The sequence below is a fragment of the Halobacterium sp. R2-5 genome, from assembly GCF_011734195.1.
Taxonomy (GTDB): domain Archaea; phylum Halobacteriota; class Halobacteria; order Halobacteriales; family Halobacteriaceae; genus Halobacterium.
On record NZ_JAANTH010000002.1, the window covers coordinates 859,673 to 872,705 of the forward strand.

The 13,033-nt window shown below is 70.6% G+C and carries 14 protein-coding genes; 8 read left to right on the top strand and 6 right to left on the bottom strand.

From position 1 onward, the window contains the following. The first annotated feature begins 153 nt into the window (after positions 1 to 153). The 3 genes from udk to G9C83_RS13220 all read left to right on the top strand — a co-directional run bounded on the left by udk (position 154) and on the right by G9C83_RS13220 (position 2,474). The gene (gene udk / locus G9C83_RS13210) at positions 154 to 879 is read left to right on the top strand and encodes a uridine kinase (protein ID WP_167246648.1); all 726 of its coding nucleotides are present in this window, start codon (positions 154 to 156) and stop codon (positions 877 to 879) included. A 154-nt stretch (positions 880 to 1,033) separates the two neighbouring features. Beyond that, a complete protein-coding gene (locus G9C83_RS13215; RefSeq protein WP_167246651.1) occupies positions 1,034 to 1,831 on the top strand; it encodes a hypothetical protein in 798 nt (265 codons plus the stop codon). Between the two features lie 70 nt (positions 1,832 to 1,901). Beyond that, positions 1,902 to 2,474: a metal-dependent hydrolase gene (locus G9C83_RS13220; RefSeq protein ID WP_167246653.1), complete on the top strand. Its 573-nt coding sequence runs from the start codon at positions 1,902 to 1,904 to the stop codon at positions 2,472 to 2,474. A 19-nt stretch (positions 2,475 to 2,493) separates the two neighbouring features. On the opposite strand, the gene G9C83_RS13225 is transcribed toward G9C83_RS13220, so the two are convergent. Continuing rightward, a complete protein-coding gene (locus G9C83_RS13225; RefSeq protein ID WP_167246655.1) occupies positions 2,494 to 2,664 on the bottom strand; it encodes a hypothetical protein in 171 nt (56 codons plus the stop codon). A 27-nt stretch (positions 2,665 to 2,691) separates the two neighbouring features. Continuing rightward, a complete protein-coding gene (locus G9C83_RS13230; RefSeq protein WP_167246657.1) occupies positions 2,692 to 3,039 on the bottom strand; it encodes a helix-turn-helix transcriptional regulator in 348 nt (115 codons plus the stop codon). 248 nt (positions 3,040 to 3,287) lie between these two features. Between G9C83_RS13230 and G9C83_RS13235 the strand changes: the two genes are divergently transcribed. After that, positions 3,288 to 3,767 (top strand): cupin domain-containing protein, encoded by a 480-nt coding sequence (locus G9C83_RS13235; protein ID WP_167246659.1) that lies wholly within the window; start codon positions 3,288 to 3,290, stop codon positions 3,765 to 3,767. Between the two features lie 41 nt (positions 3,768 to 3,808). After that, the gene (locus G9C83_RS13240) at positions 3,809 to 4,318 is read left to right on the top strand and encodes a macro domain-containing protein (protein WP_167246661.1); all 510 of its coding nucleotides are present in this window, start codon (positions 3,809 to 3,811) and stop codon (positions 4,316 to 4,318) included. A gap of 30 nt (positions 4,319 to 4,348) precedes the next feature. Here the strand turns inward: G9C83_RS13240 and G9C83_RS13245 are convergent, their stop codons facing one another. Further along, a complete protein-coding gene (locus G9C83_RS13245) occupies positions 4,349 to 4,582 on the bottom strand; it encodes a hypothetical protein (protein WP_167246663.1) in 234 nt (77 codons plus the stop codon). 129 nt (positions 4,583 to 4,711) lie between these two features. Between G9C83_RS13245 and G9C83_RS13250 the strand changes: the two genes are divergently transcribed. The 3 genes from G9C83_RS13250 (at position 4,712) to G9C83_RS13260 (ending at position 9,346) form a co-directional block, all read left to right on the top strand. Beyond that, positions 4,712 to 5,179 carry an Lrp/AsnC family transcriptional regulator gene (locus G9C83_RS13250; RefSeq protein WP_167246665.1) on the top strand — a complete coding sequence of 156 codons (468 nt, stop codon included), beginning with the start codon at positions 4,712 to 4,714 and terminating at the stop codon, positions 5,177 to 5,179. Between the two features lie 269 nt (positions 5,180 to 5,448). Next, entirely contained in the window at positions 5,449 to 6,936 is a 1,488-nt protein-coding gene (locus G9C83_RS13255; protein WP_167246667.1) for a proton-conducting transporter membrane subunit, read from the top strand. Continuing rightward, a complete protein-coding gene (locus tag G9C83_RS13260; RefSeq protein WP_167246669.1) occupies positions 6,926 to 9,346 on the top strand; it encodes a DUF2309 domain-containing protein in 2,421 nt (806 codons plus the stop codon). Before G9C83_RS13255 ends, G9C83_RS13260 begins: the two co-directional genes overlap by 11 nt. A gap of 18 nt (positions 9,347 to 9,364) precedes the next feature. Here G9C83_RS13260 and G9C83_RS13265 read toward each other — a convergent pair whose 3' ends face one another. The 3 genes from G9C83_RS13265 to G9C83_RS13275 form a co-directional block, all read right to left on the bottom strand. Then, complete coding sequence (locus G9C83_RS13265) at positions 9,365 to 9,928, bottom strand: GNAT family N-acetyltransferase (RefSeq protein ID WP_167246671.1); 564 nt, start codon at positions 9,926 to 9,928, stop codon at positions 9,365 to 9,367. A gap of 59 nt (positions 9,929 to 9,987) precedes the next feature. After that, positions 9,988 to 10,764: a 5'/3'-nucleotidase SurE gene (surE, locus tag G9C83_RS13270; protein WP_167246673.1), complete on the bottom strand. Its 777-nt coding sequence runs from the start codon at positions 10,762 to 10,764 to the stop codon at positions 9,988 to 9,990. A gap of 67 nt (positions 10,765 to 10,831) precedes the next feature. Beyond that, positions 10,832 to 13,021, bottom strand: coding sequence for an amino acid permease (locus G9C83_RS13275; RefSeq protein ID WP_167247231.1), 2,190 nt, complete (start codon positions 13,019 to 13,021; stop codon positions 10,832 to 10,834). Between the last annotated feature and the right edge of the window lie 12 nt (positions 13,022 to 13,033).

Sequence of the window (13,033 nt, forward strand, 5' to 3'; positions counted from 1 at the left end):
TGGGGCGAACGCTCCGTGCGTCTCACGGCGGACGGGCCGACACCGACCAGTTCCGTCGCTAGCGTTCCGCTGGCAGCGAGAACCGCCGGGAACGCGGCCGGCAGCGCCCGCGAAACGCTGCATTCAACAACGCTCGCTCCATCCCGTGTAGCAATGACCATCCCGTCGTTCGCTATCGGCATCGCCGGCGGAACGGGCGCCGGCAAGACGACGGTAGCACGCGAGATCACCGACAACGTCGAGGAGGCCGCGACGCTCATCCCCCTCGACAACTACTACAAGGACCTCAGTCACATGGACTTCGAGGAGCGCGAGAGCGTCAACTACGACCACCCCTCCGCGTTCGAGTGGGAGCTCCTCCGCGAGCACCTCGACGCGCTGCTCTCCGGGCAGCCCGTCGAGATGCCCCAGTACGACTTCAACGAACACCTCCGCGAGGAGGAGCGCGTCACCGTCGAACCCACCGACGTCATCGTCCTCGAGGGGATTCTCGCGCTCTACGACGAGGACGTCAACGACATGCTCGACCTCCACATCTACGTCGAGACCGACGCCGACGTCCGCATCCTCCGGCGCATCGAGCGCGACGTCGTCGAGCGCGGCCGCGAACTGGAGGGCGTGATGGACCAGTACCTCTCGACGGTGAAGCCGATGCACGAGCAGTTCATCGAGCCCACGAAGAAGGACGCCGACATCATCATCCCCGAGGGCGCCAACGCCGTCGCGGTCAACCTCCTCGAGGAGAAAGTGCAGGCCGAGAGCTCCGAGATGGCCGCGTGGGCCGCCCGCGGCGACGACGAACGCTACGAGAGCGAGTTCGCGGACTCCGACGAGGGGGTCGTGAGCACGGAGCCCGAACCCCCCCGCGAGTCGGAGTGAGTGCGACGGGAGCAGGCGTCAGTACTGGCTCTTTTTCGGGGGTGTCGCGAATACGGGACGACACCCAGCGCTCGCAGCGTGAGGATTCATCCGTCTCCGGAGCGTCCACTTGTCCGTACAGTTCGAACGACGCTGCGGACGACACCCTCGACACATGGTATCCTCGAACTCAGAGACGGCCGACGCCGAGGCGACGCACGGGAGCGGTGGAACTGACCGAGCGGCCGGCCTGACGGCGTCACTCTCGGAACGCGCGCGGGACGGGACGCTCGCAGCGCTGGTCGGCGGCGTCCTGTTCGCGAACGCCCTTCGAGCGGCGAGGCGGGACAGGCGCCGTGCGGGGCTGTTCGCTCTCGGCGGCGCCGTTCTGGTCGCGCTCGGACTCCGACAGCGGGGGCTACTGCCGACACAGTCTGGCGGAAGCGGCGGCGACGAGGGGGATACGGAGTCCGCAGAGGCCCGCGCGCACCGCGAGCGGGCCGACGTCGAGCACCAGGCGGAGGCGAATCCGCGCGGGGTGTCCGGGGAGCCCGACGTCGAGACGGAGACCGACCCCGACGAGGGCGGCGTCCAGTTCACGACCGAGCGGGACGTCGACGAGGCCGAGCCGAAACCGCACCTCGACGAGGAAGCGGAGGACCCGCGACTCCACGACGAGGACGACCCGGACGTGGACGACGAACACGTCGCCGTCGACCTCTCGGACGCCGGGATGGCCGACGAGGCCAGCGAAGCGACGGGCCCGACCGACGAGCAGGCGTACCCGGCCAGCGAAGGCACCGACCCAGAGCCGATGTCCGACAAGTCTCCCCAGCGGTACGGCGAGGGGGAGCCGCCGGACGAGGGTTCGGACTCCTCGCCGACGGATCGGGACGACGAGGAAACCGAGACTGGCGGGGAAACGCAGGACGACGGGGACGACGAGCAGGAGACCGAGAACGACCGCGAGTAGGCCCCGGACACTTCTTTCGGGGGCACACGCAAGGTCCGGATTCGTACCCCTGGTCGTCGTATGTCAGTACATGGTCGACGTGAGCGGGCACTTCGCGATGGCACTGCTGTTCGCCGCACCGGCGTGGTTCCTGTGGGGGTACCGCGGCGCGCTCGGGTTCACCGGGTTCACGCTCGTCACCGCGATGCTGCCGGACGCCGACCTCGTCCTCCAGCACTACCTCCCCGTAACCCACCACGGCGTGACGCACACGTTCCTGTTCGGCGCCGTCGTGAGCCTCCTCGGGGCCGTCGTCGCCGCGCGCTGGCTCACCGGACCGCTCAACGCCAGCCGGTGGGTCGAGAGCACGGCAATCCCCCGGGAGACGGTGTTCGTCTTCGCGGCGTCCGGGCTGTTCGTCGGCGGCGTGAGCCACATCTTCGCGGACCTGCTGTCCGCGCCGGACATCGCCGCGCCGCTCGCGCCGTTCTGGCCGGTGTACCGGGAGCACGTCGTCGTCGACGTCATCTACTACAACTCGCCCGTCTGGAACTTCGGCCTGCTCGCGGTCGCCGTCGCGCTCCACGTCACGCTCGCGCGCTACGAGAGCTATCCGCTGGACACGCGCTTCCGAATCGGCGAGCGGGACGACCCGCGGACGTGAGAGTCAGCGAGAGAACGCTTCACCCGTCCTGGTAGGGGACGAACTCGTCGTTCCCGCAGGAGCACTGGGCGCCGACGCCGATCGGTCGGAGCCCGCCGTCGCCGTCCGTCTGCGCGGGGTAGACGCCGCCACAGTCCGTACACCGGATGAGGCGCTCGGGCGCGCCCCCAGTGCGGCGGCGTTCACTCATCGCGGCCTCCGGTCGGTGCGTACATGATCAGGGCCAGTCAGCGGGGAGTTCCTCCTGGTTCTCCGCCAGGAGGTCGATGACGGGGCGGATCTCCTCGTAGTTGGGGCCGCGGGAGACGGTGTCGGTCTCGCGGTCCCAGTCGACGAACCCGGCGCTGTCGAGTTTCGGGAGGTGGCCGTGGTAGAGGTGGACGTGAGGGGGTTCGCGCTCGTCGGCGCTCTCGTGGAACGCTTCGTACTCCAGTTCGACGAGCGGCTGTGGCGTGTGCCGGCGGAGCTTCGAGAGGATGTGCCGCCGCGTCGGGTCGCTGAGCGTCCGGAACACGGTCGCCAGCGCGATACCGCTTCCCGTCTCGCCGCGTGTGAGTGTCGACATTCGTGTGCACCCCGGTGTGTTACCCGCAACCTCAGAAACGGCGAGATAGCGAGTAAGCGTTCGGGGTAAACGATTAGGTCAGCGGAGATGGACAGAGACCAGCGAGCGCCATTAGTTCCGACACCACCCCGCCCGAATCGGCGTCCGAACGCCCGGCCCGCGAGCACGCCACCCCTCGTCGTTCGTTCCCGGAGTCGGAACGGCGCCTGTGGCAAAGAATCTACACGTCGCCTCTCGTACGAGCGGCCATGAGCAAGGTGAACGAGAGCGACCTCGGCTGGACGGAAATCGACGACGGCGGGATGCGCGTGCGGCGGAAACAGCTGGGCGAGGCGGCGGCGGGCGAACAGCTCGGCTGCAGCCTCTACGAGCTCCCGCCGGGCGAGCGGTCGTGGCCGTACCACTACCACACCGCCAACGAGGAGGCGTTGTACGTCCTCGCCGGCAAGGGGACGCTCCGGCTCGACGGCGAGACGACGCCGCTCCGGGCGGGCGACTACGTCGCGCTCCCGGCCGACGAGTCCGGCGGCCACAGGGTCGTCAACGACGCCGAGACGACGCTGCGCTACCTCGCCGTCTCCACGATGCGCGAGCCCGACGTGACGGTGTACCCGGACTCGGGGAAGGTCGGCGTGTTCGTCGGCGCGCCGCCGGGCGGACGCGGCGAACGCACGCACCACGGCTACTACGCGACCGAGGACGCCGTCGACTACTGGGACGGCGAGTAGCGGCGCCCGGATTTTACTACGAGGGCGCCGTACACTGCCGTATGGAGTTCACCGTCGTTCAGGGCGACATCGCGGGGATGGCGGCGGACGCGCTCGTGAACGCGGCCGGGACGAGCCTCCAGATGGGGAGCGGGGTCGCCGGCGCGCTGCGCCGCGGCGCGGAGGGCCCCATCAACGAGGAAGCCGTCTCGGAGGGCCCGGTCGACCTCGGCGAGGTCGCGGTCACGGACGCCTACGCGCTCGACGCCGAGTACGTGATTCACGCGGCCGCGATGCCGCACTACGGGGACGGCCGCGCGAGCGAAGCGAGCATCCGGGACGCGACGCGGAACGCGCTGGAGAAGGCCGACGAACTGGGCTGCGAGTCCGTCGTCGTCCCGGTTCTCGGCACCGGGGCCGCGGGCTTCGACTTCGAGACGGGTGCGCGGCTCGTCTGCGAGGCGGTCCGGGACTACGAGCCCGAGACGCTGACCGACGTGCGCGTCGTCGCGTACTCCGACCGCGACTACCGGACGGGCACGGACGTCGCGGACGACGTCCGTTCGGCGTGAGTCGACCGAATACGGCGCGCCGATACGGGCCTACGGCTTGTGCGTGAAGATGAGCGCGCGGTCGTCATCGACGCCGACGCAGAAGTCGAGCTGCCGGGAGAGGTTGAGGCTGGTTGGGTTCTGCTTGCAGACGACGAGGTCGTCGAACGGCTCGTCGCAGGCCGGGCACGCGACCGAGACCGTGTTCTGGTAGGTCTTCAGCGCCTGATTCTCCTCGCGGGGCGTCAGCGACGAGACGAGCTCGTCGAGGTCGACGTCCTCCATACGTGCGGACTGGTGTACTTCCCCATAGTACTAGCGCCGGACGCGGTCCGGGACGCGCGACTCGTCGCCCGCGAAGCGCCGTCGGTGGAACGTCGAACAGTAAAGTGGCTCTGTCGCGGACGTGGTGGTATGAGCGACGCGGACATCGACGACGTGGACACGGCCATCCTGTACGCGCTGCAGGAGGACGCCCGGAACCGGTCGTCCGGAGACATCGCGGAGCGGACCGGGACCTCCGACAGCACCGTCCGCAAGCGCATCGGGCGGCTGGAGTCCGAGGGCGTCATCAAGGGGTACAGCGCCCACGTCGACTACCAGAAGTCGGGGTACCCGCTCCGGATGCTGTTGTTCTGCACGGCGTCGATCGCGGAGCGCGGCGACCTGGTGCCGGACATTCTGGCCATCGACGGCGTCGTCTCCGTCCAGGAGCTGGTGACCGGGGAGTCGAACCTGCTGGTGACCGTGGTGGGGGAGGACGACGACGACATCACGCCGGTCGCCCAGGAGCTCCTGGACATGGGGTTGACGGTCACCGACGAAGTGCTGGTGCGGAGCCACGAGACGACGCCGTTCGGCGAGTTCGCCACCGAGGCGTAGACGCGCGACGACGCCGGTGACGGCGTTGGCGGCCGAAACAGCGCCGTCGCGGTAGCTAGCGGAGTGGTTCTTCCGTCGTTGGTTCCCGTCTCGCGTAGCCGCTGGGACGACTCCGTAAACATAATGTTCTATAATTGGGGTTTAGCCGAACAATTTGGTAATTCAGGCAGACTTAACAACCAAGGCGTTCGATATGGTGGTAGATGCGACCGGGGCGTTGGTCCGGGTGGCGAGTTCCCGGAACGGCGCCGGTCGTGGACAGACAAACGATGGCAGGGAACGAGCAGGCGACGGGCGTGGGACAGCTCCCGAATCCACAGGCGGACGAATCGCGCGCGGCGGCGACGCTGACGCGACTCGCGTGGGCTCTGTGGGTCGCGAGCCTGGGCGTACTCGCAGCCCACGTCTGGACCGGCGAGACGTGGAGTGTCGCGGGCGCCCTCCGTGTCGACGGCCTGACCGTCGTGATGTGGACTGCGGTCACCTTCTTCAGTGGCGTCGTCCACAGCTACTCGCGGCGGTACATGGCCGGGAGCAGGACCATCGACCGGTTCTTCTCCCGCGTGTTCGGATTCACGCTGGCCGTGATGGTGCTGGTCGCCGCCGACAGCCTCGCGCTGTTCGCGGCCGCGTGGCTCCTGATGGGGCTCGCGATGGCCGACCTCGTCGGCACCGCCGAGGAGTGGCCGCAGGCGCAGGCCGCCGCGTCGGTCGCCCGGCGGTACTTCCTCGCGGGGAGCGCGCTGGTCGCCCTCGCGCTCGCGGCGCTGTGGTGGCAGACCGGCGCGACGACCGTCTCCGGCGTCGCGGCCAGCATCAGTGCGCCCGCTTCGCTCGTCGTCCTGCTGGCCGCGGGCGCGCTCCTGCTGGCGGCGATGGTGCAGTCCGCGCTCCTCCCGTTCCACCGGTGGCTGCTCTCGTCGATGACCGCGCCGACGCCCGCGTCGGCGCTGATGCACGCCGGCTTCGTCAACGCCGGCGGCGTGCTGCTCGTGCGGTTCGCGCCTGTCGTGACCGTCGACGCGGCGTTCATGCTCGCGGTCGTCCTCGTCGGCGCGGCGAGCGCGCTCGGCGGGAAGCTCCTGAAGACCGTCCAGACGGACGTCAAGAGCACGCTCGGCTGCTCGACGGTCGGCCAGATGGGGTTCATGATCATGCAGGCCGGCCTCGGGTTCTTCGGCGCCGCCATCACCCACCTCGTCCTCCACGGCTTCTACAAGGCCTACCGGTTCCTCGCGTCGGGCAGCCAGGTCGCCCGCGAGGTCCCGTCGAAGTCGAAGCGAACCGGCGGGATGAGCGCCGCTGACGCGGTCGTCGTCGCCGCCACCGGGCTCGCGGCCGGCGGCCTCTTCGCCGTGCTCACGGGCGAGGGGCTGCACGGCGAGACCGGGCTGCTGCTGGCGGGGCTCGTGGCGCTGACCGCGCTCCACGCCGCCCGCGAGTTCGTCGCGCACGCCTCGCTCCCGACGCCGCTCCGGTACGGCGCCGTGCCGCTCGCGACGCTGGTGGCGGTCGCGATCTACGCCGCCGCCTACGGCGCGATTTCCGGGCTGCTCGCGGGCCTCCCGGCGGTCGGCGACCCGGCGGAGCTGACGGCCGTCCACGGCGTCGTCGCCGCGGCGTTCCTCGCGGCCTACGTCGCCGTCGAGACCGGCGCCTACCGGCGCAGCGAGCGCCTCTACGTGGCGCTGCTGAACGCGAGCCGGCCGGCGTCCGAGACGCTGCTGACCTCCACGGAGGAATACAATGAGTACTGACCACGCAGTCGAGGAGAGCATCGACGCGGCGGCCGACGCGGTCGGCGCGGCCTGGCCGCTGCACTCGTTCGTGACCGCGAACCCGCTGGCCGGCTTCGAGGACCGGCCGTTCCACGAGGCCGTCGCGGACGCCGAGCGAGCGGTCGGCGGCGACGGCTATCCGAGCGCGGACGTGTTCCGCCGCGCGTGGGAGGACGGCCGCATCGACTCCGACGAGCTGCGGAGCCGGCTGCGCGAGCACGGCTACGCTGCCGACCCGGCGGTGACCCTCGACCAGATGGCCGACGCGGAGTCGACCGAGGCCGACGGCGAGGAGACGACGGTCACCGACCGCGTCGATGCCATCGTCTCGAAGTGGCTCGCCGCGTTCCTCGACGAGGGGCGGGCGAAGTGGCCGATGCCGAACCGCGAGAAGGGGTTCTACCGGGCGTTCCAGTCTATCGCTCCCCACGACGGCGACGTGCCGGCCGGTGACGAGATTGCGACGCTCCCGGACGAGCCCGTCGACGCGCTCCGCGAGCTCCTCTCCGAGCGCCCTGTCGGCGAGTGGCGGGACGTCTTCGAGTTCCACCTCACCGCGCTCCCGGGCTGGACGGGCCTCGTGAAGCACCGGGCCGAGGCCGACGACATCTGGCAGTCGACGTACCCCGTCACGCTTGCGGGCTACCTGGCGGTCCGGCTGGCGGTCGCGGACGCCCTCGACGCGCCCGTCGCGCCCGACGGCGAGGAGAACGACGCCGGAGACGGCGTTCCGCTGGCCGAGGTCTGGCTGTCCGCGTGGGAGGCGTCCTACCGGTCGGCGCTGGTCGACGAGCTCACGGCCGCGAGCGCGTCACTTGCCGACGCGGACGAGGACGACGGGCGGCCGGACGCCCAGCTCGTCTTCTGCATCGACACGCGCTCGGAAGTCCTCCGCCGGCACGTCGAGGCCGCCGGCGACTACGAGACCCACGGGTACGCCGGGTTCTTCGGCGTCCCGATGCGCTACACGGGCTACGGCGACGACCGGCCGGTGGACGCGTGTCCGCCGATCGTCGGCGCCGCCCACCGCGTCACGGACCGCCCGACTGCAGCGGCGGCCGACGAGCGCGACCGCCACGACCGCTGGCGCGACGTCCTCGGCGCCGGGACGTCGGTCGTGAAGGCGCTGAAGTCCAACGCCGCGACGGCGTTCAGCTTCGTCGAGGGCACGGGCGTCGGGTACGGCGCGGCGCTGGCCGCCCGGACGCTGCTCCCGGCGCGCGTCCACGACGCCCTCGACGCCGCCGACGACCGCGTGCCCGACGACCACGAGTTCTGCGAGCCCGCGCTCGACCACGGGCCGGGCGCCGACGGCGACCTCCCGGCGGGGCTCACGCTCGAGGAGCAGGTCGAGTACGCCGCGAACGCCTTCGAGCTGATGGGCGTCGAGCAGTTCGCGCGCGTCGTCGTCTTCGCCGGGCACGCCAGCGAGACCGCGAACAACCCCTTCGACGCGAGCCTCGACTGCGGCGCCTGCGCTGGCAACCCCGGCGGTCCGAACGCCCGCGTGCTCGCCGCCATCTGTAACGACGACGCGGTGCAGGCGGAACTCCGCGAGCGCGGCATCGACGTTCCGGAGGACACCGTCTTCCTCGCGGGCGAGCACAACACGACGACCGACGAAGTAGAACTGTACGGGGACGTCCCCGAATCCCACGAGGCCGACGTCGAGCAGTTGCGCGCCGACCTCGAAGTCGCGCGCGCCGGCGCCGCCGCGGAGCGGGCCGGGGACATGGGCGCCGACGTGGACGCCGACGCGGCCGTCCGGGAGACCGAGCGCCGCGCGGCCGACTGGGCGGAGACCCGCCCCGAGTGGGGGCTTGCGGGCAACGCCGGGTTCGTAATCGGGCCGCGCGCGCTCACCGACGACCTCGACCTCGACGCGCGGGCGTTCCTCCACTCCTACGACTGGACGACCGACCCGGACGGCGACGCGATCGAAGCCGTCCTGACCGGGCCGATGGTCGTCACGCAGTGGATCAACGCCCAGTACTACTTCGCGACCGTGGACAACGCGGTCTACGGGAGCGGGTCGAAGGTGACGCACAACCCCGTCGGGAACGTCGGCGTCTACCAGGGGAACGGCGGCGACCTGATGACCGGCCTCCCGCTGCAGTCGCTGACGAGCGCGGACGACCGCCCGTACCACAAGCCGCTCCGGCTCTCGACGGTCGTCCATGCGCCCGTCGACCGGGTCGCCGGCGTCCTCGCCGACCACGACGAACTGACCGAACTGCTGGACAACGACTGGCTGTCGCTGACGGTCGTCGACCCCCAGCAGGACCACCGCGCGTTCCACTACGAGCGCGGCGGCGAGTGGACGGTGATCGCGAACCCGGACGACGAGCTCGCCGCGTCGGCAGTCGCGCCCTCGGTCGCGGACGACTGAGGCGGGAGACGTGACTTCTCAGAGGTACCGCGACATCCGGTGGGCGGCGCCCATCGGGTTCACCGTCGAGAAGCCGGCGCGCTGGTAGAGCCGCTGGGCGTCGCGCTTCCACGCCTCGACGGAGAGCCAGACGTACTCGACGCCCTCGCTGCGGGCGTGGTCGAGGCCGACCGCGAGGAGGTTGGTGCCGATGCCCGCGCGCTGGTACTCCTGGTGGACGAAGATGGCGAGTTCGTGGCGGTCGGTGTCGTCCGGGACGAACATCACGTGCCCGACGACGTCGCCGTCGGCGCGCGCGACCACGTTCGGACCGTCGAGGACGTTCTCGAGCCAGTTCCGGATAGCGTCCTCGGCGAGCGGCGGCGTCCCTTGCGCGCGCTGGGCGGGGTCGAAGTCGTCGTACATCGCGACCAGTCCCTCGAAGTCCCGGTCCTCGTACGGACGGACGTGGACCTCGCGACCCTCGCCGTCCGTGAACGTCAGCGGCGGCGGGGTGAGCGCGATCTGCTGCGGGCGGAACCGGGAGACGAGCCGCCGCGCGAACCCCTTGACGCGCGGCAGCACTCCGCGGGGCGACGACATCGAGCGTGGTATTCACACCCGTCCCACTAATAGGTGGCTGCGAGGGGTAACGAGGAATATTAGTCGTACGACTCCGCGAGCGCGTCGAGGGCCTCGTGGCGTTCGGTGGTATGCGGCGCGGTGAGCGGGGAGACAGAGATGTGGCCGTCGACGACCGCGCGCCGGTCCGTCCCGGTCGGATCCGGGATGTCGCCCTCGTCCATCCGGTCCCACATCCGGTCGTGGAGTGTGACCGTGTCGCCGTTCCGCTCGGCGGTCATGTCGTAGCCGTGCGACGGCCGCGTGACGACCATCTCGCCCGAGGCTTCGGCGTCGGGGTGGGGCGCGTTCACGTTCAGGTAGTCCGCGTGCTCGAAGACGCCCTGGCCGACGGCGTGCTCGACGAGGTAGGCGGTGGCGTCGACGGCCGCCTCGTAGTCCGCGGGCTCCGTGGGGCTCCCGAACGCCTCCGAGGTGAGGAACAGCGACGTCGCGATGGCGGGCACGCCGAAGAACGCCGCCTCGACGGCCGCGCTGACGGTGCCCGAGCGCCCGAGCACGTACATCCCGAGATTCGCGCCCTCGTTCACGCCGGAGACGACGACGTCCGGGTACGGTCCGAGCGCCTCCAGGCCCGCCACCACGCAGTCCGACGGCGTGCCGTCGACGGCGTACCCGAGTTCGTGCTCCTCGACGCCGACCTCCCTGGACATCGCGCGCCCGGTCGCGCTCTTGTCGCTCGCGGGCGCGACCACCGTCACGTTCCCGACTTCCTCGAGGCCCTCGGCGAGCGCGCGAATCCCGGGCGCATCGATACCGTCGTCGTTCGTCACGATGATCTCGGGTTCGTCGCTCACCGCCGACCGACCTCCGGCGCTGTCATTGAGCGAATCGTCGTCGCGGCCCGGAAAAAGCGTGTCGCCGTCAGAACACGAGGCGCTCGACGAGCCGGCGGACGAACCCGGGCTGGCGGGTCTCGTGAGGGTAGACGGTCAGCTCCGTGCAGTCGACGGCAGTCGGCGTGTGCGACCCGCGGCCACCTCTGATGCGGCTGTGGGCGCCCGTCCGAACCACGAGGTCGGGGTCCAGGTCCTCTCCGCCGTCGGTCTGGATCGGTCGGCTGCGCACGGGCGCGGACAGCAGGCCCGCGAGCTCGTCCTGGTAGGCCTGAATCGTCTCCCGGCGCGTCTCCGGCGGGTCGTCCGCGAGCGGGAACAGCAGCGTGACGTAGCCGTCGGTCTCCCCCGCGACCGTGTCGGCGAGCGCGACCGTCGACGGGTCGAACGGCCCGCCGTCGCTCTCCAGGACGACGTGCTGGGGGTCGTCGTAGCCGCGGTTCTCCACGAGCAGCACGTCGCAGTGGGCGTGCCGGACTACCCAGTCGATGGGGTCGCCGAGGACGCGCGAGCGCAGGCGGAGGCGCTCGTGCTCGGCGACGATGGCGTCGACGTCGCGGTGTTTCGAGAAGTTCACGATGGCGTGTTTCGTGTCGTGGCTGACGATCTCGCCGTACTCGACGTCGACGGCGAACTCCTCGGCGAGATCGCCGGTCTGCTCCTCGAAGCGGACGTCCGCGGGCGACTGCACCTCCGCGGCGTGGTCCAGGGGCGCCTGGTCGGGCACCTCGTCGAAGCGCACGGCGACGACGCGGCCGTCCCGGGGCCGCACGAGGTCGGCGGCCATCGACAGCAGCGCGCGCTCTCGCTCGCGGCTCGTGTCCCGGGTGAACGCCACCAGCACCTCGGGGCCGTCGCCGTCGGCGAACTCGACGTCGACGACGTCCTCGGTCTCGGTGAGCACGTCGCGACCGAGCCGGCGGCGGATGACGTCCGTGGCGGCGCCCTCGCGGCGGATGCGCGAGCGCGCGTAGACGAAGTACCAGAGGACGCTCCCGACGGTGATGACGACGGCGCCGACCAGCGGCACCCACCCCATCTGCGTGAGCAACAGGATGCCGCTGACGACGCCGAACGCCTGCATCCACGGGTACAGCGGCGACTCGAAGACGGGGTCGTAGTTCTCGGTCGACCCCTCGCGGAACGCCACTAGCGCGAGATTGATGAGCACGAACACGAGAATCTGGAACGCGCTCGCGAGCTTCGCGATGTCGAGGATGGGGACGAACGCGATGAGCACGAGCACGACGGCGCCCGTGAGCGTGATGGACGTCGTCGGCGTGCCGAAGCGCTCGTGTATCTCCGCGAACGTCGGCGGCGCGAGCTGGTCGCGGCTCATCGCGAACGGGTACCGCGACGAGGAGAGGATGCCGGCGTTCGCCGTGGAGACGAGCGCGAGCAGCGCCGCCGCGATGACCGCGTAGACGCCCCAGTTGCCCAGCGTGACCTCCGCGGCGACCGCGACCGGGGTGGCCGAGCCGGCGACGCTGCCGGCCTCCGTGACGCCGACCATCACGGCGACGATGCCGACGTACAAGAGCGTCGTGAACGCCAGCGACCCGAGGATGCCGATGGGGATGTTCCGGCCGGGGTCCTCGACCTCCTCGGCGACGCTGGCGACCTTCGTGACGCCGGCGTAGGAGACGAACACGAGCCCGGTCGCGGCGAGCAGGCCCTCGACGCCGCCCGCGAAGAAGTTCTCGTAGTTCGCGGCCTGGGTCTTGGTGGCGCTGCCGGCGACGAACCACCCCAGCGCCGCGAGCATCACGGAGACGATGACGACCTGCAGGCGGCCGGTCTGTTTCGCGCCGAGCAAGTTCACGAGGATGAGGAACGCGGCGAGGCCGAGCGCCACGGGCTTCACGGGGAGGTCGAACAGCAACACGAGGTAGGGGACGCCGCCGACGAGCGCGAGCGCGCTCTTGAACGACAGCGAGAACCACGTACCGACGCCCGCGATCGTTCCCAGCACGGGCCCCATGCCGCGCTCGATGTAGAGGTAGGTGCCGCCGGCTTCCGGCATCGCGGTCGCCATCTCGGACTTCGAGAGGGCGGCCGGGACGACGAGCACGCCGGCGAGCAGGTACGCCACGATCACTGCGGGGCCGGCGATGCCGAGCGCGAGCGCCGGGAGGATGAAGATGCCGCTGCCGATCATGGCGCCGACGCTGATGGCGAAGACGGCGCCGAGGCCGAGGTCTCGTTCGAGCGTTTTCATTGGGTCGGTGGT